Origin of the sequence: Nitrosomonas sp. (genome assembly GCA_016703745.1) — a bacterium.
Taxonomy (GTDB): domain Bacteria; phylum Pseudomonadota; class Gammaproteobacteria; order Burkholderiales; family Nitrosomonadaceae; genus Nitrosomonas.
Genome location: JADJBK010000006.1, coordinates 729,609 through 751,262 on the forward strand (window position 1 = coordinate 729,609; position 21,654 = coordinate 751,262).

At 48.5% G+C, this 21,654-nt stretch carries 16 protein-coding genes; 3 read left to right on the forward strand and 13 right to left on the reverse strand.

Features of this window, described 5'->3' with window-relative positions; all coding sequences use genetic code 11:
* The first annotated feature begins 34 nt into the window (after window positions 1-34).
* Window positions 35-2,092 (forward strand): sodium-translocating pyrophosphatase, encoded by a 2,058-nt coding sequence (locus tag IPG31_04445; GenBank protein MBK6617635.1) that lies wholly within the window; start codon window positions 35-37, stop codon window positions 2,090-2,092.
* Between the two features lie 150 nt (window positions 2,093-2,242).
* Window positions 2,243-3,292: a class I fructose-bisphosphate aldolase gene (locus tag IPG31_04450; protein ID MBK6617636.1), complete on the forward strand. Its 1,050-nt coding sequence runs from the start codon at window positions 2,243-2,245 to the stop codon at window positions 3,290-3,292.
* 159 nt (window positions 3,293-3,451) lie between these two features.
* Here the strand turns inward: IPG31_04450 and IPG31_04455 are convergent, their stop codons facing one another.
* From IPG31_04455 to IPG31_04465, 3 genes are all read right to left on the reverse strand, one after another.
* Entirely contained in the window at window positions 3,452-4,732 is a 1,281-nt protein-coding gene (locus IPG31_04455) for a divalent metal cation transporter (GenBank protein MBK6617637.1), read from the reverse strand.
* 63 nt (window positions 4,733-4,795) lie between these two features.
* Entirely contained in the window at window positions 4,796-6,715 is a 1,920-nt protein-coding gene (gene htpG / locus IPG31_04460; protein MBK6617638.1) for a molecular chaperone HtpG, read from the reverse strand.
* A 138-nt stretch (window positions 6,716-6,853) separates the two neighbouring features.
* Window positions 6,854-8,743, reverse strand: coding sequence for an aminoacyl-tRNA hydrolase (locus IPG31_04465; protein ID MBK6617639.1), 1,890 nt, complete (start codon window positions 8,741-8,743; stop codon window positions 6,854-6,856).
* Between the two features lie 138 nt (window positions 8,744-8,881).
* Between IPG31_04465 and IPG31_04470 the strand changes: the two genes are divergently transcribed.
* Window positions 8,882-10,000, forward strand: a complete 1,119-nt coding sequence (locus tag IPG31_04470) for a hypothetical protein (protein MBK6617640.1) — start codon at window positions 8,882-8,884, stop codon at window positions 9,998-10,000.
* 1 nt (window position 10,001) lies between these two features.
* Here the strand turns inward: IPG31_04470 and IPG31_04475 are convergent, their stop codons facing one another.
* The 10 genes from IPG31_04475 to IPG31_04520 form a co-directional block, all read right to left on the reverse strand.
* The gene (locus IPG31_04475) at window positions 10,002-10,961 is read right to left on the reverse strand and encodes a hypothetical protein (protein MBK6617641.1); all 960 of its coding nucleotides are present in this window, start codon (window positions 10,959-10,961) and stop codon (window positions 10,002-10,004) included.
* A gap of 155 nt (window positions 10,962-11,116) precedes the next feature.
* Complete coding sequence (locus IPG31_04480) at window positions 11,117-12,190, reverse strand: ATP-grasp domain-containing protein (GenBank protein ID MBK6617642.1); 1,074 nt, start codon at window positions 12,188-12,190, stop codon at window positions 11,117-11,119.
* A 48-nt stretch (window positions 12,191-12,238) separates the two neighbouring features.
* Window positions 12,239-13,177, reverse strand: a complete 939-nt coding sequence (locus IPG31_04485) for a GNAT family N-acetyltransferase (protein ID MBK6617643.1) — start codon at window positions 13,175-13,177, stop codon at window positions 12,239-12,241.
* Entirely contained in the window at window positions 13,177-14,169 is a 993-nt protein-coding gene (locus IPG31_04490; GenBank protein MBK6617644.1) for a polysaccharide deacetylase family protein, read from the reverse strand. The genes IPG31_04485 and IPG31_04490 overlap by 1 nt, the downstream gene beginning before the upstream one ends.
* Window positions 14,170-14,307: 138 nt before the next feature.
* A complete protein-coding gene (locus tag IPG31_04495) occupies window positions 14,308-15,528 on the reverse strand; it encodes an ABC transporter permease (GenBank protein MBK6617645.1) in 1,221 nt (406 codons plus the stop codon).
* 58 nt (window positions 15,529-15,586) lie between these two features.
* Entirely contained in the window at window positions 15,587-16,810 is a 1,224-nt protein-coding gene (locus IPG31_04500) for an ABC transporter permease (protein MBK6617646.1), read from the reverse strand.
* A 512-nt stretch (window positions 16,811-17,322) separates the two neighbouring features.
* A complete protein-coding gene (locus tag IPG31_04505; protein MBK6617647.1) occupies window positions 17,323-18,921 on the reverse strand; it encodes an NAD+ synthase in 1,599 nt (532 codons plus the stop codon).
* 67 nt (window positions 18,922-18,988) lie between these two features.
* Window positions 18,989-20,365, reverse strand: a complete 1,377-nt coding sequence (locus IPG31_04510; protein MBK6617648.1) for a phosphomannomutase/phosphoglucomutase — start codon at window positions 20,363-20,365, stop codon at window positions 18,989-18,991.
* 39 nt (window positions 20,366-20,404) lie between these two features.
* Window positions 20,405-20,611, reverse strand: a complete 207-nt coding sequence (locus IPG31_04515) for a zinc-finger domain-containing protein (protein ID MBK6617649.1) — start codon at window positions 20,609-20,611, stop codon at window positions 20,405-20,407.
* A gap of 21 nt (window positions 20,612-20,632) precedes the next feature.
* Window positions 20,633-21,553, reverse strand: a complete 921-nt coding sequence (locus IPG31_04520) for a branched-chain amino acid transaminase (protein MBK6617650.1) — start codon at window positions 21,551-21,553, stop codon at window positions 20,633-20,635.
* Window positions 21,554-21,654 lie beyond the last annotated feature (101 nt).

Sequence of the window (21,654 nt, forward strand, 5' to 3'; positions counted from 1 at the left end):
ATTTGGGTTGGTCTGATTTTAATTGGAGTTTTTTATGGGAAATGGTTTAACAATTGCAATCTGCAGTGCAATACTTGCCCTGATTTTCAGTGGCATATGGATTCGGAAAATTTATGCCCAGTCCTCTGGTAACGCACGTATGCAGGAAATTGCGGCCGCCATTCAGGAAGGCGCGTCGGCTTATCTGAAACGTCAGTACACAACGATCAGCTTGGTAGGTTTCATTCTGTTCGCCTTAATCGGTCTGGCACTCTCCTGGAGTACCGCCCTGAGCTTTGCACTTGGCGCCATACTCTCCGGTCTGGCTGGATTCATGGGGATGACAGTTTCGGTTCAATCCAATGTTCGTACTGCTGAGGCAGCACGAATCGGGCTGAACGAAGCACTCGATATTGCCTTTCGCGGTGGTGCGGTAACTGGCATGCTGGTTGTCGGACTTGGATTACTGGGTGTCGCTGGCTACACTGCGCTGTTATTTAATGGCGCAGCTGAAGGTGCAACCACCAGTGACATTATCCAGCCGTTAGTTGGGTTTGCTTTTGGTGGCTCGCTGATTTCGATCTTTGCGCGACTGGGAGGGGGTATTTTCACCAAGGGTGCGGATGTCGGTGCGGATCTGGTCGGCAAGGTTGAAGCGGGTATCCCTGAAGATGACCCCAGAAATCCTGCGGTGATTGCTGATAATGTCGGTGATAACGTTGGGGATTGCGCAGGGATGGCAGCGGATTTGTTTGAAACCTATGCTGTGACAATTATTGCCACCATGCTACTGGGAGCACTGTTGTTCCAGACCAATACGAGCAGCGCTGTCGTTTATCCATTAATGCTGGGTGCAGCCTCCATTGTAGCTTCGATCATCGGCTGCTACTTTGTCAAGATGCGTGATGGCGGTAAAATCATGAATGCGTTATATCGAGGTCTAGCAGTTGCTGGCGGTATTGCTTTTTTCTCCTACCTCCCGGTTACAGTATGGTTCATGGGAGAAACCACATTGATTCTGGATGGAATCGAAAGTAGTGGAGGTGATCTGGTCATGCGTTTGTTCGCCTGCGCAACTGTCGGCCTGGTATTGACCGGTTTGATGGTCGTGATCACGGAATACTACACCTCCACTGAATACCCGCCGGTACAACATATCGCCAACGCTTCCACCACCGGGCACGCAACCAACATCATCGCTGGTCTGGGTGTTGCCATGCGCGCGACTGCCGCACCGGTACTGGCAGTTTGTGCCAGCATCATGGTTGCTTACTCACTGGCCGGCCTCTATGGCATCGCGATCGCCGCTACGGCCATGTTATCCATGACCGGAATTATCGTTGCGCTGGATGCTTACGGTCCGATTACCGATAACGCAGGCGGTATTGCCGAAATGTCAGGAATGCCGGAATCAGTTCGTGCTATTACCGATCCGCTCGATGCCGTTGGCAACACAACCAAAGCCGTCACTAAAGGCTATGCAATCGGCTCTGCCGGGCTGGCTGCATTGGTGCTGTTTGCCGATTACACGCACGGCCTGGAACATGCAGGCAAGGTTCTTACCTTTGATCTATCTAATCATTTGGTTATCATTGGTCTCTTCATTGGCGGTATGGTGCCTTTCCTGTTCGGAGCCATGTCAATGGAAGCCGTTGGGCGTGCCGCCAGTTCGGTCGTGATTGAAGTACGTCGCCAATTCCGGGAAATTCCGGGCATCATGGAAGGCACGGCCAAACCGGATTACTCGCGCGCGGTCGATATGTTAACTATTGCCGCTATCAAGGAGATGATGATTCCTTCACTCCTGCCCGTACTCGTGCCGGTATTAGTCGGTGTTTTCCTCGGTCCGCAAGCGCTGGGCGGGGTGTTGATGGGTTCGATTGTCACCGGTTTGTTTATCGCTATTTCCATGACTGCTGGCGGCGGTGCATGGGATAACGCTAAAAAATATATCGAGGATGGCAACTATGGTGGTAAAGGCAGTGAAGCGCACAAAGCTGCTGTCACCGGCGATACCGTCGGCGATCCTTATAAGGATACCGCTGGACCCGCTATCAATCCATTGATTAAAATTATCAACATCGTGGCACTAATGATTATTCCACTGCTGTAATCACGCAGGATTAACCATCTGCTCTAAAAGCCCATCAATTTATTGATGGGCTTTTTTATATCCGCCATGCCTGGAAAATAGCTCTCATGTAACAAAGAAGGTGCATACTCATAACTGTTGCATCACTCACTTACCAATGTGGAGGTCATTATGTCTGATATAGAAAAATTTCTTGGTAATGAAGCAGATACTTTACTATTTCATGTCTGCAAAGGTTTGCCCAAGGAAAATTTTCACCTGCCGGGGCCGGATTTTATTGATCGCGTCGTTGCATTAAGTGATCGTAAGCCTTCCGTTCTGCGCAATCTACAATCGCTCTATAATCATGGGCGGTTGGCAGGTAGTGGTTATCTATCACTTTTGCCGGTTGACCAGGGTGTTGAGCATTCGGCAGGTGCGTCATTTGCTCCCAATCCACAGTTCTTCGATCCCGAAAATATTGTCAAGCTCGCGATAGAAGGTGGATGCAATGGTGTTGCTTCCACACTGGGCGTACTCGGCATGGTTGCACGGCGTTATGCGCACAAAATTCCGTTTATTCTCAAACTGAATCACAATGAACTGCTAACTTATCCAAACAAGTACGACCAGACGCTGTTTGCGAGTATCGAACAGGCATTCGATATGGGCGCCTGCGCAGTGGGTGCAACCGTCTTCTTTGGCTCAGAAGAATCCCGTCGGCAGATTGAAGAAGTCTCAGACGCATTCCGGCATGCACATGAACTGGGCATGGCAACTGTGCTCTGGGCATACACACGCAATACGGCGTTCAAAACCCCAGAAGCGGATTATCACGTCAGTGCCGATCTGACCGGCCAGGCCAACCATCTGGCCGTCACCATCGAAGCAGATATCGTCAAGCAAAAAATGGCAGAAAACAATGGCGGCTACAACGCAATTAAATTCGGAAAAACCAGCCCAAAAGTTTACAGCACACTCACTAGCGATCATCCGATTGATCTCGTCCGCTACCAGGTTGCCAACTGTTACATGGGGCGTGTCGGCATGATCAACTCGGGCGGCGAATCCGGCAAGGACGATCTGCATCAGGCTGTCCGCACCGCAGTAATCAACAAACGCGCGGGTGGGATGGGGCTTATCTCTGGACGCAAAGCTTTCCAGAAACCCTTTGCTGATGGTATCACGCTACTGAATGCGATTCAGGATGTGTACCTGGAGAAAGACGTAACGATAGCCTGAAAGCTGGCGAGTCTTGCGACTATCTGGTTGAGAAGTCGTCTATAAATAACTGCAACACCTATTTCTTCACGACTTCTTAGCTAAAGCCATCGTTCTAACCTGGTCAAGTTAAACATCCCACACTCAGTCCTGTTTTCAACTATACGCACCTTATTATATTCACAGCAAAAGCAGATAACCCGCTGAGCAGGCTGTTAACGCGACCAATCCGAACAAGCACCAAAGCAGCATAAACTTTCCGGGACGATATTGTTCAGGAACATTCTTGTCAAACATCACCAGCGTATTGAGTGCTGCCAATACCGGTGCAGCCACAAAGGCAACTATCGTACCTATTTTTACCATCTCTCCCATTGAAGGCAGCATAAAGAACAGGATCAACAATGTGCCAGCAATCGTGATCAACAGCCAGCCCAGGTAGATATTTCCATTCTTGCTATGCTGAATCTTTTGCGGAAACAGCAGTTCGAGCGACATGCCAATGCTGCGTGGAAAGGCGTCGAGCAAGGTCAGCGTGGTGCTGAGCATGGTGGTAAGTGCGGCCAAGGCAACGATCGGATAGGCCCAATCACCAAGCGCATGCTGATACATGCCGATCAGCTGTCCGGCAAATCTGGCGCCATCAGTCTCAAAGATTTCCCCGCTGCCATACATGACCAGCGCACCAATCAGCAGGAAACAGATGGCGAGAAAAGCCGTTCCAATAAAACCTACCCGAAAATCGAAAATGGTGTCGCGCATACTGACCATTCTGCCTTCACTCTCATTCTTGCTTTGTGACCAGATGGAGTGCCACACCGAAAGTTCGACCGGCGCGGGCATCCAGCCAAGCAGGGTGACGAGAAATAGCAGGTGCAAATGCTCACCCCAGGAAAAATGCACGGTTGCAGAGGCGTAATGTCCTGGATTGTCAAACAGCAATGCAATCACAGCGATCACGGTGGTGACGGACAGCACCAGAATAATGACCTTCATTAACTTATCCAGCAATACGTAGTGCCCACTTGCCAGTAGCGTGAAACAGATCAGCAGCAACAAGCTGCTGATAATGGCGGCAACAGTCTGTGGCGCATGTCCGCCCAATCCGTCCAGCCCGAAAATATGGGTAAACAGCCCTGCAGTCACCACGGTAACCGCCGCCTGGATAATGAACATGGTTGACAGAGTCATCAACAAATACGCCCACACCGCCCATTTCCCGAGCATGGCATAGCCATGCAGTATGTTTTTACCCGTTGCTGCGGTATAACGTGGTCCGAATTCAAAAAAAGGATATTTAATGAAGTGGATGATCACAATCGCCAGGATCAATTCAAATCCGAACATCCCCCCTGCACGCGTCGATTGCACCAAATGGGACACCCCCACAGCAGCACCGGCATACAGCAATCCCGGCCCCAGTTTTGAAAGAATGCTATCAGTAATTTTTCCAGCATTCATTGTGTTGCACCATTTTCAAGCTTCGACTGAAAAATCCCATTTAAGAACTAAGAGCCTGTTCTTCTACCTGCTCAACACGTTCTGCAGCAGCAGATCATTGAGCCGTTTTACGAATCCAGCTGGATCTTCGAGCTGCCCACCTTCTGCCAGCAGCGCCTGATCGTATAGAATCCGGCTCCAGTCGGTAAATTTGGTATCTTCATATTTCAAACGTTGCACCATGGGGTGATGCGGGTTGATTTCCAGAAAAGGTTTAGTGTTGGGGACTTTTTGGCCTGCAGATTTAAGCAAACGCTCCAAATTACCACTCATATCGTGTGTATCTGCCACCAAACAGGCAGGAGATTCCGTCAGACGGAAAGTGACGCGAACATCTTTGACCTGGTCTGCCAGAACTTCCTTCATTTTCGCTGCTAACTCCTGAAATTCGCTGGTTTCTTTTTCTTGTATTTTTTTCTCTTCTTCATCTTCCAGTTTGCCCAGATCAAGATCACCCTTGGCTACTGATTGTAGTGACTTGCCTGAGTATTCATGCAGATTCGATACCAGCCATTCATCGATACGATCACAGAGAAGCAAGACTTCGATACCTTTTTTACGGAAAATCTCGAGATGAGGACTACTTTGAGCTGCTTTTAGCCCATCGGCCGTGATGTAATAAATCTTTTCCTGCTCTGGCTTCATACGGGAAATATATTCATCCAGCGAGACATTCTGCGCTTCACTTTCATCGAATGTCGAAACAAATCTGAGCAGCTTGGCGATGCGCTCGCGATTAGCAAAATCCTCAGCGATGCCCTCTTTCAAAACCTGGCCAAATTCACGCCAGAATGTTCTGAATTGCTCCTGGCCGGCTTTTTCTCCACTGGTTGCCAGCGACTCGATCAATCCAAGCACTTTTTTAATACAACCCGCACGGATAGTATCGATATCTTTGGATTCCTGCAGAATTTCCCGGGAAACATTTAGCGGCAGATCATTCGAATCAACGATACCACGGACAAATCGCAGATATGCAGGCAACAGTTTCTCTGCATCATCCATAATAAAAACACGTTTAACATATAACTTGAGACCGTGGCGATGATCACGATCAAACAAATCAAATGGTGCGCGTGCGGGAATAAATAGCAGCTGGGTATATTCCTGTTTGCCCTCTACTTTGGTATGCACATAAGCCAGCGGCGGTTCGAAATCATGGGCAACGTGTTTGTAGAACTCCTCGTACTGCTCCTGGGTAATCTCGTTTTTGGGCCGTGTCCAGATGGCATTGGCCTGGTTGACCGTCTCATCCTCATCACTTAACTTATCGCTCTTGCTTTCTTCATCCCATACCTGTTTTTTCATCAGAATGGGCAGGGTAATGTGATCCGAATAACGACGAATAATTGAACGCAGCTTATAACCATCCAGAAAATCCACTTCATCTTCACGCAGGTGCAACACGATCTCGGTGCCACGGTCATGTTTTTCAACGGTCTCCAGTGTAAATTCTCCCTCACCGCTTGATTCCCAGCGAACGCCATGCTCGTTCGTCAAACCCGCACGCCGTGTGGTCAAAGTTACTTTATCCGCGACAATAAATGCCGAATAAAAGCCGACACCAAATTGTCCGATCAGATTCGCGTCCTTAGCCTGATCTCCAGTCAGCGCATTAAAGAATTCTCGTGTACCCGATTTGGCGATCGTACCGATATTATCAATCACCTCTTGTCTCGACATGCCTATACCATTATCAGTAATCGTTAGTGTACGAGCCTCCCCATCAAAAGCCACACAGATTTTCAGATCAGGATCATCCCCGTACAAAGCCGCATCAGATAACCCCTCAAATCGCAGCTTATCAGCGGCATCAGACGCATTGGAAATCAGCTCACGCAAGAATATCTCCTTGTTGCTGTACAAGGAATGGATCATCAACTTCATCAACTGCTTAGCTTCCGTCTGAAAGCTCATGTGTTCGATATTTTCTGCAACCTGCATTTATTTCTCCTCTTTCTAAAATAGGTTGAAACGGTAATTCATTATGCTGGCTAGTCCTACCTTGTCAGATTACCCCAAAGCCACTTTCCGTCGGGGGGAAGCCTTAAATTACTGCCCTGAATCTGGAATCCGCTATATTCACTTCCGGCTATCAGAAGAGTTCACTACCGTAAGCCTTTGCACAATCATATCCATCGCCTGCTCGATCAATTGTGGCAGTTGTGCCTGCGCTGCCGGGCTAAAATTGGTAAGAACCTGCTCGCCCGCCTTTTTATCACTGCCTGGTTCACGCACACCAAAGCGCAGCCTTGGCACAGCATAGGTGCCCAATGCCGCCAGACAGGATTTCACGCCGCGATGCCCAGCATCGCCGCCCTCCTGTTTATATTTGACTTTGCCCAGCTCGATATCCATGTCATCGTAAATAATCATGCAATGCGACGGGAGGCAACCCGTACTGGCCAGAAACTGCTGCAGCCTGGGCCCCGTCAGGTTCATGTATGCATCAGGCTTGAACAGTTTCACCACTGCCTCATTAAGCCGGATCGAGCAGAACTGCCCTTCTTCCACATTTTGCCAAATGCCATCATAACGTGCGGCGAGCGCATCAATTACACGATAGCCAATATTATGTACGGTATCCTCATATTCCTTGCCGGGATTGCCCAGTCCAACAATAACCGGCGTGACCGTGGCAGCTTGATACGCAACTTCCCGAGAAATCGCCTCACACATCATTTCTGGAGGGATTACTTCCCGAACGGAATCATTTATCGGGTCGGCCTGATATAGTTGCGAGCAATGATTACAGAACCGGTCCAGCCCGCAGCGCTCCTGCCAGCATTGAATCGGCTGCTGCCGGTCAAACACCAGTCGTTCCAGATGATCGACCTTGTTCGATCCCTTGAGCAACACCAGATCGCCCGGCTGTAAAATACTCCGCAAGTAATCCGCAGCTTCGCGCATGGTGGCGAACCCCTGCAGCACCTGATCGTTCTCATCTTTTCTGGCACGCAACGCACGGTGCGCATGTTGACCGACAAAAATGACAATGTCGGCATATTCTGTTGCTTCTCTTGCACTTCTTCTATAGATCGAAGGGCTCTTTCCGTTAAAGTCGGAAACTGACCCGATCACCGCAATCTTGCGAATAGCAGCTGCTTCGCCTAGAAATTGAAATGACGCGCCCAGTGACCATAGCGGTGCCTTGAAATCCTCACGGATAAACGTCACGCCCTTCCCGCCATCAACAATCTGCATCCACCCGTCCTCTGGCCAGGCTTCTGCCAGCAACGGAATCGCTTTCTCCAGTGGAATACCAGCCGCGACGGCCACCCCCAACGCCGATAATACCGACAATGCAAGCTGGGTGCCGTGTAGTTGCGTGATGACGTTATAGGTTTTGCCTTGATAGGCGATCGTTAATTTGAGCGGTTCCGGGTAACGGGAAGTGGCTTCGATCAAACGGATGGTCGCCCCTTCATCCCTACCCACCCAGATAATCCGTGCCCGACATTGCTCGCCAATGGCCTTGACGCGCGCATCATCGATGTTGAGCACTGCCGTGCCATCTGCTGGCAATGCTTTGATCAATTTCGCCTTCTCGGCGGCAATTCCGTCAATACTTTTTCCCTCGAAAGCTCGGAAGTGATCTTTTCCTATATTGGTCAAGATACCAATTCTGGGCGTGAGCAGACGCATTGGTAAATCCAACGCGCCAGCCTTGAACGCACCGATCTCCATAATACAGAATCGATGTCTTCTCTCTGTGGCAAGCAGGGTTTCCGCGATGATGATGGGCGTATTCATTGTTCCTTCCGTGCTGATCACCGGATAAAAGGCTGAAAGAATCAGATGGCTCAGATTTTTAGTAGTTGTCTTACCTGCGCTACCTGTAATACCGATAAACGTAGTTTGCGACAAGCGTATACGATGCAACCGTGCGGATGTAAAAGTGTATGCGAGACGGCCACGCCAGCGCAGAGTTTCGTAAATGTCTTTGATCCTTGATCGATATTGATGCAACATTATTTTCTCCAGATAACTAAATTTACAAAAATCTACGTAGCAAGTACTATCGGTTAAGAATGCTGCCATAAATTACTATCGCCAGATCAGAAGATATGGCCATTCATTGCTTTGGATTTCACTATTTTGAGGACTGCTATTTTGTTACAAAAAGTATTACAAACACTCGCCACAATCAATCAGGAAATCCAACGTTACCAGCGCTCACCTGTTCAAGTGTTACAAAACTGGTTCACCGCTTATGGGTGGGCACAATTCTCCGCATACGAAATCCGGCTCTACGGACTAGCCGATCCGCTTGACGGGTCAGACCGACTTCAACATTATGTCTCCAAGGAAATGGCTGACCGGTTTTACCGCAAGCATAATCCGGTTTCCGCCGTTGCTAACATCGAAGACAAACTTCGGTTTACCCAATTATGCCTTCACAATCACTTGGCGACGCCTGCTACTCATGGCCTTTTCCATGATGGCACTATCCAGAGAGTAGATGGCACACTTCTGCAGACCTCGGTGGATTGGGTTGCTTTTGTCAATGCACTAGCACCGGGCGAATACCTGCTCAAGCCCAATAATGGCATACTCGGGTTGGGATTGGCCACCTTGGAAAAGCATATGGACGGCAGCTTGATCTATCAGAATCAGAAACTTGGTGTTGATGATTTTTTCCGGACGTTAACTCAAATAGAAGCATCATTTGCATCTTACAAGAAAAATATAACGGTGGTCGATCAGGATTTCCAGGGCATATTACTGCAATCCCGGGTAAAAAATCATTCTGATATCATGCAGCTGACTGGTTTCAACATGTTGCAGACCATGCGCATCTGTACGCACGTCACAGCTGATAATCAGGTGGAAATACTGTTTGCCTTCATGAAGCTTGCCGGGTCGGAAGGACTCGCTGATGCCTTTAATCTCGGAAAGACTGGCAACATGCTGGCCGAGATTGATCCCACGAACGGAAGATTTCGCAAGATCCATGCGATGGATCAACAACAGGGATACCTCGTACAGGTGGATTATCATCCTGTTACGCTGGCAAATTTACTGGAGTTTACAGTGCCTTGCTGGCAAACTTGCAAGCAACTTGCCGAACAGGCTGCACTTGCTTTCCTGCCACTGCGAGCAGTTGGGTGGGATATTGCCATCACTGATCAAGGACCAATGGTGCTTGAAGGCAATGAAAACTGGGTACCTGTCGTGCCCTTTAACCTGCCCTACGAAAAATTGAAGCTTTATGGGTTGAAACGGTAATTCATTGGGTTGGCCAGGCAGTAACAGAGTCTGGTTTTACCGGAAGAAGCGTGCATATTTCATGCATGCTGCCTTCTTGCGGCATTAGGGGATCCCAGAAAACGTTGCCTTCAATCAGGAATACGCCATCATTCGTAACTGCCACATCCCATCCGATGGTTCTTAATGGCGCAAAGGCGCGTTGCGCTTCCAGCATCAGTGCTACACATTGCTCCCACATGGGTATTTTAAAAGTAGCACGACTGCCAGCAGCGTCTTCAACATAATCCAGCCGTACAACGCATTTTTTTACCGGATCATAGGTTGCCGTACTTGTTACAACCCCATTTTCATCAATGGCGCACTGTCGCCCTTGATTCATGCCCCAGTAAAAGTTATCAACAATATTGCCTTTTTTGGATAATTTTAATTTACGAATAATAAGAAGTGGTCGGTCACTTTCATCCAGACAGGTAATCAGGCGCAAACCCTGCAACGCAGTATTATTGGTAAAATTAACAATGGCTTGATGACTGTACAGTTTTTTTTGCAAAATATACTGGTCACTCTGTTTCATAAAAATATTGCCTAATGCTTCGTCCAGTGGAATATGAGGGGAGTCAGCCAGATGATGTTTTCCATCGATAAAATCCAGACAGGTCACGCCATCGCCATGAACACCATGAACGGGTTTAGCAATAATATCGAATGGATAATCCGCCAACCCTTGCAGCAAATATTCGCCGGAGTCAATTGAGGCGCCGTTTCCCCAGAAAGACTTTCCGTCAGGATCATATATGGCAACTAAATCCGGTACGGGCAGGTTTTTTTTAATGCAGTAGTGATGAAAGGCAATCTTGTCTTCCGTCAGGTAGCGATAAGGCTGCGGATTCAGTTTTTCCTGCAAGTGAAGAAAACGCTCCTTGCTGATCATTTCTGCTCTTTCCGCATCACTCCAGCGCGGATTGAGCAAGTCTTCCATGAAGATCTCAACAGGGGAATATTGTTTACGTACAGCCAGATCAAGGAAGCGCAAATAACTGGGAATCAGGGAGTAACCGTTAGCCCGAACAATTTCATTTATTTTTCTGGCAGAATCCAGCAGTTTACTGAGTTTCATAACCCCTCTTCACAAATTCAACGGATTTTTGAATAAAGATGCGGCAGCGGATCAGTAATCGACTGCCAGAATCCTTTAAACGCTCCCACCGAAATATATGGCCAGCCCGTGCGGGGCGACAGGCAATGTTTCCACAGCGAGCCTGCCAGACAATAGTATCCTTCACCCTCCCCTTTCCCCAGAACCGGCATCTTATTTTCCAGTGCATATTCGATACCTGCCTGCACAAAATTTAGCCCCTGCCACATCGAAGCAGAAATCGTATACCACGCCCTGGGATTACACTCGATGACATACAGCTTGCCATCGCGCGAGTCAATTCGCATATCAAAATGTGCCAAGCCTTCATATTGAAACGCCTTGACAAGACGTAACGCAATATCGTGCATTTCCAGATGCCGGGTAAATTCAAGCACCCCATCGCCCACCCAGGACTGAACCGTATTACACAGAATCGTATTATTCGCTGCCAAAATACTGATATCAATATCCTGACCAGGAATAAAAGCTTGAGCAATCAATGGAAATTGGGTATAGCGTGTATCTTTGGCAAGATACTGCTGAAGCATCTGAAAATCATTCACACGTACCACGCCATGGCTGGATTCTGCCTCCAGCGGCTTGATGATCAGTGGAAACCCAATTTTATCGAAAAAATGCTCATGGATCTGCGTGGCTGATTCCAGCAGAATGGTGGCTGGTATCGGCAAGTCATATTTCGTACAAACCTGCGCAAATGACCATTTGTTGTGCAACTCATCCAGGGTATCAAGGCCACTGCAAGGAAAACACGGGATTTCTGGATAGACTTTCCTGGTTGCAGCCAAAAAAGCGGCACTACCGATATCAGAAGGCACCACAATGTCGAAGGACTCTGCCGTAACAACATCCCGTAACCATTGCTGTGCTTCTGGTCTTGGAGCACCATGCAACCAGAATTGCACGGTTGTATGGTGCTCCGCATAACGTGAATACTTCAACATAACTGCACCAGAAGGACCCGCAGTCTGGACATTGGCGCGCATTCCGCGCAGGCAGTACAGAACCTTCAAGCCGAGCGGCCCGGATTCGCAAAGCAATAATACTTTCATATTGTTAATGAGTGGCAGTCAAATTGATAATTTTTTGGATCAGCGGGGTCAGGCATGGGAACGCAGCAGTTTTTTCACAACCGATTTTATCTTTAAAAAATCCAGGAGTTGCACAATCCTTTTTGACAAATTATCACATCCAGCATGCAACCTGACTTTGGCCGAATTCTTTAGCGTTTGCCGGAAATAATAGATATCTGCGCAATATTGTGAATGTGTGGAAAAGAATGCCTTATGCGCACCTTCACCCTCAGTGAAATCAAAAATTTTTACGTTTCCCGTAGTAAACAGACGCTGCAAGGCGAAATACTGCAGCAATGTTCCAGGTGACCACTGCTGATAGTCCGGATCGTGTCCGACATATTCATACAGTGCGACACCTTCTTGAATGGGGCAAAAAATATACGCTACCGGTTTTTCCTGATGAAAAAGGATATATCCATGGGCGTTATCCTCCTTTGCCAGCTCAATGATTTTATCCAGAAACGACTGTTCGGCCGGAAGTCCACAATCAAGCAGTCGTTCCTGGTAGGTTTTACGTGAGACTTCCAACCCCAGTTGATGAAATATCTGCATTTCATCTGGTTTTCTGTATTCCCGCCAGTCTATCTCGCCGCCAGAAAACTCTGTAAATTTCTTTATTTTACGCATGAGCGTATTTCGCGATTTAGCAGAAAACTTTTTCAGGTAAGCGTCAAATGTATCTTCCATCGAGACCCAGTATCGCTGATAGCTTGCTGGAACATACCGGATGGCTTGCGGAAGTACGCTAATTTTAGGCAGAGGGGCTTCCACAGGGTGGGAGCGAGTCACTATCACATCCAACGACTCATCAAACCATTCGGATAATTCTGATGGAATAACGGGGATAGATGGCAACCGGGTAAAATGAGTTTTTAGCACACGAGCAGTCAATTGCCAGCTCAGCAGCCTGATTTCTCCCAGCCTGACGGTAAAGTCGATAGTTTGCCTGGACCAAATTTCCATTAATTCAACCTGGCGAGTGCCTGCTCGACATAACGTCCAGCAGTATGGTGGGGGCGCGATCGCAATCTGTTAACCGAATCTGCTTGCGGTATGGCTGCCGGATTGAGTTCGGAAAACAGTGTTGTCCTGAATTTATCCTGATGCGCGGAAAGATATTCGCACAGCTTGCAAAAGCGGTCGATATTTTGTTTATCTGGCAGACAGAGCATGCCAGAATTATTTTTTTTGACCAGCTCGAAACTGTGTAGAACAATGACGAATGAAAACCATCCAGCCTGCCAGGCATCGAATAACGCAGTTTTCATCTCATTAAAAGAGCAGGCTGCTAATTGTGTGTACCGCCGATGTCCGGGGTAGTCCTGAAAAAAGGAAATGGGAATTTCCCACACGCCTTCAATTTTTTCTGGTTGCAACAAGGTTTGTTCCATATCTACCTGACAGTCATTTCCTAGAAAACAAGGGTTATAGCTGCTGTCAAACAGTAATCCATTTTTTGCGGCTGCGCGCAAGGTATCACGGTTTGCACCATAACTGCCCGCACGGAATGCGTGCACGTCTTGCACACCCGCCGCTTGCAGGCTGCGCACACCTTTGGCAATCAACGCGGTTTGTTCCTCCAGTGTGAACTGATGCATATATTGTTTGAAATGGGAGGGAATGGTCGGATCATGGATTTCACTCAGCCACTCGGTATGCATGTGTAGCTGCACTTCCTGCCCATTACGTTGAATAAGATTCACAATATTGGCAAGATGTTGGTCACCCGCACGATCTGCAAAAAGTGGCTCCAGAAAATAGGTCGCTTTTAATCCATGTTGATTCAGCTGCTCAATCTGATAAGGCAGGCCAAATTCACCCGTGGATGTTTTGCCATACAAGTAAGCGGCGATTTCGGCATCAAACTGCGTTTTATCCGCAGGTAGCGATCGTACCGGCCAGCCATCTGAGTATGGCCATATTTCAGTATCGACTGTTAAAAAAACATTTAGCATAGCTTTTGTCTCAACTGAGGGCTGCCAATGACACAAGAAAATAACAAATCAAACCAGAGCAAGTTGACGCTTTGAGATGAAGTCCGAAGCGTCAACATATATCAGATAAACCTTTTTTATTGATTTTCAATAGTATTCCTAGAAATTCTGTCTTAATGCATCTACTACCGGTATACGCGATACCTGTCGCGCAGGAAGCAATGCAGCCAAAATAGTCGCAACGCAACCAATACTGAATGCGATCAGCAGCACAACTGGCACGATCTGAATCCGGGCGGTATACCCCAGATCGGCGTTAGGTGGAGGTGGCATCGGGATACCAATTGCAGAAATCACCATGGCCAGCAGTATGCCAATTCCAATACCCAGTCCGCTGCCAATTAGCCCCAGCAGCAGATTTTCCTGCATGATCAGTAAAAATACCTGCCTGCTGTGATTGCCGAGCGCCATCATGGTACCAAACTCCCCAACGCGCTCGAAGATGCTCATGTTGACACTATTGGCAACACTCAGCAGTACCATGATCAGAATGATAATTTGCAATACTCCGAACTGGCCTTTATATAACTCTACCGTTTTTTCGTAAAAATCATTGAGCTCTACCCAGGTCTTAATTTCCAGCCCCATCGCATCGAGCTGGCTGGCCAGTTGCTTAGTTACCTGATCGGTATAGCTGGTATCCTGTAACAGGATAACGAGCGCGTTGACTCCTGACGTGCCAATTAATTCCTGTGCGGCAGGCAGCGGAATTTTGATTGCGCGCGCATCATAATCTTTGGAGAAGCTCTGAAACACACCAATCACTTCAAAATCGAGGCTATTTAATGCGCCATCCAGCGTGTTCGCCAGCAGCGTGATGTGATCACCAGGCGAGAGCTTAAGTACTTGTGCTACTCCATGACCCAGCAGAATACCAAAGTTATCACCATCCACCAATTGCCGACCAGCAGTAATGACGACCGAACTGCCAAGCTCGGCTTCCTGTGCCGGCTGCACTCCTTCGCCGATGATGGGCAGATCGCTGCGGCCATTATTGAGCAACCCTGAGAAATTCAAACGTACCATGCTGGTACTCATTTTTTCGGTACCAATCGATGTGGCAATCTGTTGCCTCAGCTGCGCGGAATCGTTGATCAGGTATTTCTCGGGTGAGCGCGTACCGGAAGCAAAATAGCCTTGCCGATAAACCTGGAGATGGCCACTTTGTGAGCGAATCAGCGCGTCACCCAGTTGGACATAAATGTCATTTACCCAGCCGCCTGCCAGAATGATTCCCGCCACACCGCTAACAATTGCGGCGAGCGTCATCATTGTTTGCATTCTCTGGCGGAAGATATTGCGCAATGCAAGTTTGAACATAGATTACTGAAAGTTTGGTGTGGAATCTTTAAAAAAAGATAGCATCATTTTTCCAACATTAGCGATTGTGTCGCAGTGCATCGACAATCTGCATATGTGATGCTTTCCATGCGGGGTAAACACTCGCCACAAGCGTAGTGAAAATGGCGAGCAGCAGCGCTTCCCCCGCCATCGGCAGCGTCATTAAAATCTCACCCGTATAGCCGCGCGCCATGCCGGGTGGCGGGGGCATGGGAATGCCGATGGATGAGATAATCTGTGCCAGAATCATTCCGACGAACAGTCCAATCAGCCCCCCGATTACGCCAATCAACGCGCCCTCGATCAGGAATTGGCGCAAAATATCGGCTTTTTTTATACCCAGCGCCATCGCAGTACCAATCTCGCCAGTGCGCTCCATTACGCTGCGGCTCATGGTGTTAGAAATAGAGAGCAAAATGATAAGCGCGATGATTATCTTGATACCCTGCACCTGTCTGGTAAACAGCACGATGGTTTTATTATAAAAATCCGCAAGCTCATACCAGGGTATGATTTCAAACTGATCCGCCGGTAGTATAGCTCTCAGTTTTGACAAAACAGTATCGGTCTGGTCGGTATTATTCAGCAGCACGATCCAGCGGTGCACACCCTGCGTGCGCAATAGCTCGCGCGCGGTATCGATCGGCAGACGCAGCGCATTATCATCATATGATTTAGTTACCGTCGTAAACAATCCACCCACCGTTGCCTCTACCGCGTTGATCCCTCCCGTAGCGGTGTTGACCAATAACACTATAGTGTTGCCCACTTTCACCCCCAGGTTGCGCGCCAACCCCTCACCGATGATAATCTGATTGGGTTTGTCAGCAGATAAATGCCCACCGGAAGATATCTGCAACGCATCACCAAAAAACTGCTGCTCGGCAGGATCCACCCCCTCACCGATAAAGGATAACGTTGCCTCCTCATGACTGATCAACCCACTGAAATTGAGCCGGGGAACAATCGCCTGAATTTGATTATCGTCAAAATCACGTGCAAAAAAATCCGATAGAGCATCGGGTAACAGATAAGCATAAGGATCCGCCTTGCCCGCATCAAAATAACCGGGCCGAACGATCTGTATGTGACCCAGTTGTGAGCGAATCGAGGTTTCGCGGAAATCAAGAAAAATCCACTGGATGAAACCGCTCGCGATAACCAGCGCAGTAATGCCGAACGCTACTGCACCTAGCGCCATGAAACTACGGTGTTTCTGGCGTATAAGATTGCGTAAGGCAAATTTCATATCAGTAATCATGAGCATTAAACTAGGCTATGTCATCGTTAATTGTTGGTCACTGCAAATAAACACTATTTATCATTTATAAACAAGTCGTTAGCCAAAAAACCAATAATTGATATTTTTCTTTAAATTCACTGGGTTACATGGCAACCACTAACTAACGATGACATAGCCTTAAACTAACATGGTTTTTATAAAATAAATTTTTATGCCTCTCAACTATTCTCAGTTTAATCTAAGTGTGACTCAAACAGGCATTGATGAGTCGGGAAGGTGATAGAAATTATACGGTTTATCAGATTGGATACCAATTTGTATGGGTAACGAGGTGTCGATGTTAGTCCAAAGTAGAATTAACCGTTCAAGAAGTACACAATCTGTTTAATCGTCTGACTTATGGCAAGCCTGCCTCATGGTGCGGGCCTGCGTTTAATGGAATGTGTATGCTTGCGGGTCAGGGATGTGGAATTTTCATGCCATGAAATCAACGCATAGCTTTGACCAGGCGTCGTCAGGAGAGCCTTTAATTATTTCAAAAACCGGGAAGTCAGTGGGAAATTCCACGACTTCCCAAAATCTCTTCGAGTGAGCCGAATGCCGGGGGCGGCCTGGTGGCGTTTGTATTCGCTGGCGTGAATCATATTGACCACCCGCTGCACAATATCCTGCGGGTAGTTCAAGGCAATAATTTCTTCAACTGAGTATCCCAGCTCGATGTAGGCTTCGATAATCGCATCCAGTGCTGCATAGGGCGGCAGACTGTCCTGGTCGGTCTGGTTGGGGCGCAGCTCTGCCGATGGCGGGCGTTGCAGAATGCGCTCTGGAATAACTGAAGAAATCTGGTTGCGGTAGTGGCACAGCGCGTAGACCAGGGTTTTACTGACATCTTGCAACACTGCCAATCCACCTGCCATATCACCATACAACGTACCGTAGCCAACTGCCGTCTCAGATTTGTTGCTGGTATTGAGCAGCAATAGACCACTCTGATTGGAGAGCGCCATCAACAGGGTGGCGCGGATACGGGCTTGGAGATTCTCTTCCGTAGTGGGATTGGGCATGGCTGGCAGGGCCTGCAATGGTGCCAGCAGGGTTTGACGGCATTGTGCAAAAAGAATATCAATTGGAATTTCCTGATGTGAAACACCAAGATTCTCTGCCATCATCTGAGCATCCTGCCGACTGATGTCAGTGGTATAGGGAGAGGGCAGCATCACCGTTCTAACCCGGTCGTATCCGAGCGCATCCGCTGCGATGGCCAGTACCAGCGCGGAATCGATACCGCCCGACAGGCCAATCAATACACCCGAAAACTTATTTTTACCAATAAAATCGCGCACCCCCAAACATAATGCGGCATAAATACTGGCTATCTTGCCTGGCAGCTCAATTTCTGTGCCATGAAGTGGATGATCATGGCTCAATTCGATGATGCCAAGTGTTTCCTGAAACGGGGCAAACTGATGGGTGAGTTCACCACAGCCATCGACAGCAAATGATGCGCCATCAAATACCAGCTCGTCCTGCCCACCAATCAGATTGACGTGAATAGCGGGTAGAACAGTACGCATGGAAGCAGCTTTTGCTATGCGTAGTCGCTCACCGTGTTGCTCAATGCCATAAGGGGAAGCATGCATTGCGAGTAACACTTGTGCCCCTTGTTGTTGCAGTCTTTGCAGGTGAGACAACTGGCAGGCCTCTTCACCGATTGTTAATCCGTAAATCAGCCCATCGTGCTCAAAAGTACAAGGATGATCCCCTGCTGTGAAATAGCGCTGTTCGTTGAATACATTGTCTGCGGACAGGTGATTTTTATGGTACCGGGCAATAATCTTGCCACAGCGGATAACTGATGCGGCATTGAACAGTTTGTCATTTTCGACTGCTGGGTGACCAACCACCAGGGTGATATGGTGAAGTTTTGCGGCAAGGGTCAGTAATGCCTGCTCACAAGCTGAAATAAAGTCTTTGTGCAGCAACCAGTCCTGAACCGGGTAACCCGTCAACGCCATTTCCGGAGTGATGAATAAACTGGCCTGTGCCTGCAGACAGACATCAAGAATTTTATCGACGTTTCCCTGCAGGTCACCAACAATAGGATTGATCTGCGCCAGAGCGATTTTTATGGTAGTCATGAATGACTGAGGTGCGGCGGGCTGGATTGATAATGCCAGCCGTCCATTCCCGGTCTTGTCAAAAAGGCAACACTGCGTCGGGTTTGATCTGCAGGATACATTGGCGAAAATCCTGCTGAATACGCTTAAGTGCGGCCTCGTCTTTTGCCTCGAAACGCAATACTGCAACGGGCGTGGTATTAGAAGCGCGAATCAGACCAAAACCATCCCGGTATTCCACGCGCAGCCCATCGATGGTGATCACTCGGTCGGCATGAGGAAAACGCGCCTCGCGCTGTAGCTGCGCAATCAAAGTATGATTCTCTCCTTCTGCAAGCTTGATTTGCAGTTCCGGAGTATTGAGAGAGTCGGGCAACGCATTGAGAGTTGCGCCAATATCCTGTTCCTTGCTCAACAATTCCAGCAGACGCGCACCGGCATAAAGTCCGTCATCAAATCCATACCAGCGTTCCTTGAAAAAAATATGCCCACTCATCTCGCCTGCCAGCAAAGCCCCTGTTTCTTTCAACTTGGCTTTGATAAAGGAATGACCGGTTTTCCACATCACTGGATTACCGCCATGCTGTTCAATCCACGGTGCCAGATTACGCGTACATTTGACATCAAAGATGATTTGTCCACCCGGATTGCGCGATAGCACATCGGCAGCAAAAAGCATCAGCTGGCGATCGGCATAAATAATGCGGCCATCCTTGGTCACCACACCAAGCCGGTCGCCATCACCATCGAAAGCAAAACCGATGTCAGCATCGGTGGTTTCAAGCGCATGAATGACGTCCTGAAGATTCTCCGGCACGGAAGGATCCGGATGATGATTCGGAAAAGTGCCATCCACTTCGCAAAACAGTTCTGTTACTTCACAGCCCAACCGGCGATAAAGCTCAGGCGCAAATGCACCTGCCACACCATTGCCACAATCGACCACCAATTTGATCGGACGTGTCAGCTTGATATCGCTTGTGATGCGTTGCAGATAGCGCTCGCCAATCTCCAGCTCGCGATATCCCCCTGACCCATGGGTGAAGTCCTGCTGCTCAATCCGGTGACGCAACGCCTGAATGGCTTCTGCTGCAAGGGTTTCCCCACCCAATACCATCTTTAATCCATTGTATTCCGGGGGATTGTGACTACCTGTTACCATCACACCAGAGTAGTCGCATAATTCATGCGCCGCGAAGTACAGCATAGGGGTGGCGACGATACCCACATCAATGACATCAATGCCGCTTTTACGTATGCCATCAGTTAACGCTTGCGTCAGGACTGCTCCAGACAAACGCCCATCACGGCCAATCGCTATGCTGCTAAGTTTGCGGGCACGAGCCTCAGAGCCGATTGCATGGCCAATCAGCTCGACTACTGCCGGTGTCAATGCGGTTGCAACGATGCCGCGTATATCATAAGCCTTGAATATTTCATGCGGGATGCGGTTCATGAGGCGTACCTTTAATTAAATTGAAGTCAGGATAAAGCCTCAATGATGACCATGAGGCATGTCACCTTTGAACGTATACCGCGTTCCGCAATACGGACACATGGCTTGGCCATTTGTATCGAGTGTCAGAAACACGCGCGGGTGCCAGCTGGCTGGATCCATGTGTGGATTGGGGCAATGTAGCGGCAAATCGTCCGCCGTGATATCAACATCCTGTGAGTAAACTTTGGGATTAGTGGTAGTCATGGGTAATTCCAATTGATTTAGTTAAACATAGTGCAGCCAGTCAGTATGATCATTTGACCTGCCATTGACACAATCAAAAAATAGAGTTTGCAGCCGCTCGGTAATCGGCCCACGCGTACCGCTACCAATCGAGCGGCAATCGAGTTCGCGGATGGGAGTAATTTCGGCCGCCGTGCCGGTAAAGAAAGCTTCATCCGCACAGTAAATCTCATCACGGGTCAGCCGTTTTTCAACAACCTGAATTCCTATTTCCTGCGCCAGCTGCATAACCGATGCACGGGTGATGCCTTCCAGACAAGCTGTTAAATCAGGCGTATAAAGCTTGCCCTGCTTAACAATAAAAATATTTTCTCCGGAACCTTCCGCGACATAGCCGTCGACATCCAGCAGCAACGCTTCTTGATAACCGTCCTGCGCAACTTCCTGGTGCGCCAGAATCGAGTTGGTATAAGTGGCAACCGATTTGGCGCGACACATGTTGATGTTGACGTGATGCCGCGTAAATGAGGAAGTTTTGACGCGAATACCCTTTTCCAGCGCATCTGCACCGAGATAGGTGCCCCATGGCCAGGCCGCTACCGCTACATGTACAGATAGATTTTTGGCGGACAACCCCATCGCCTCCGAACCATAAAAAACGATTGGGCGGATATAACCCGAAGTAAACTTGTTTTCGCGAACGACAGCTCGCTGGGCATCGTTGAGCGTTGCCTGGTCGAAGGGAATGTGCATTCTGAAAATATGAGCAGAATTAAACAGGCGCTGCGTATGCTCAGTCAAACGAAAAATAGTGGGACCCCTGGCAGTTTCGTAAGCACGTAATCCCTCGAAAACTCCCATTCCATAGTGCAGCGTATGGGTCAGTACATGTGTAGTCGCATTACGCCACGGAACGAGTTCACCGTCGTACCAGATAACCCCATCACGATCCGCCATTGACATTCCAACACTCCTTTTGAGAATCAATAAGTTAAGTAAATACCAGCATTCCAGTCATTCCCCAGGCTTGTAAAACCAGGCGCCTGTATTGGTAGCATTGGCAG

Bases quoted from the DNA above. Each gene is read 5' to 3' on its own strand.
- IPG31_04445 (MBK6617635.1), top strand. From the start codon at position 35: ATGGGAAATGGTTTAACAATTGCAATCTGCAGTGCAATACTTGCCCTG.
- IPG31_04450 (MBK6617636.1), top strand. From the start codon at position 2,243: ATGTCTGATATAGAAAAATTTCTTGGTAATGAAGCAGATACTTTACTA.
- IPG31_04455 (MBK6617637.1), bottom strand. From the start codon at position 4,732: ATGAATGCTGGAAAAATTACTGATAGCATTCTTTCAAAACTGGGGCCG.
- htpG (MBK6617638.1), bottom strand. From the start codon at position 6,715: ATGCAGGTTGCAGAAAATATCGAACACATGAGCTTTCAGACGGAAGCT.
- IPG31_04465 (MBK6617639.1), bottom strand. From the start codon at position 8,743: ATGTTGCATCAATATCGATCAAGGATCAAAGACATTTACGAAACTCTG.
- IPG31_04475 (MBK6617641.1), bottom strand. From the start codon at position 10,961: ATGGAAGACTTGCTCAATCCGCGCTGGAGTGATGCGGAAAGAGCAGAA.
- IPG31_04480 (MBK6617642.1), bottom strand. From the start codon at position 12,190: ATGAAAGTATTATTGCTTTGCGAATCCGGGCCGCTCGGCTTGAAGGTT.
- IPG31_04485 (MBK6617643.1), bottom strand. From the start codon at position 13,177: ATGGAAATTTGGTCCAGGCAAACTATCGACTTTACCGTCAGGCTGGGA.
- IPG31_04490 (MBK6617644.1), bottom strand. From the start codon at position 14,169: ATGCTAAATGTTTTTTTAACAGTCGATACTGAAATATGGCCATACTCA.
- IPG31_04495 (MBK6617645.1), bottom strand. From the start codon at position 15,528: ATGTTCAAACTTGCATTGCGCAATATCTTCCGCCAGAGAATGCAAACA.
- IPG31_04500 (MBK6617646.1), bottom strand. From the start codon at position 16,810: ATGATTACTGATATGAAATTTGCCTTACGCAATCTTATACGCCAGAAA.
- IPG31_04510 (MBK6617648.1), bottom strand. From the start codon at position 20,365: ATGAACCGCATCCCGCATGAAATATTCAAGGCTTATGATATACGCGGC.
- IPG31_04515 (MBK6617649.1), bottom strand. From the start codon at position 20,611: ATGACTACCACTAATCCCAAAGTTTACTCACAGGATGTTGATATCACG.
- IPG31_04520 (MBK6617650.1), bottom strand. From the start codon at position 21,553: ATGTCAATGGCGGATCGTGATGGGGTTATCTGGTACGACGGTGAACTC.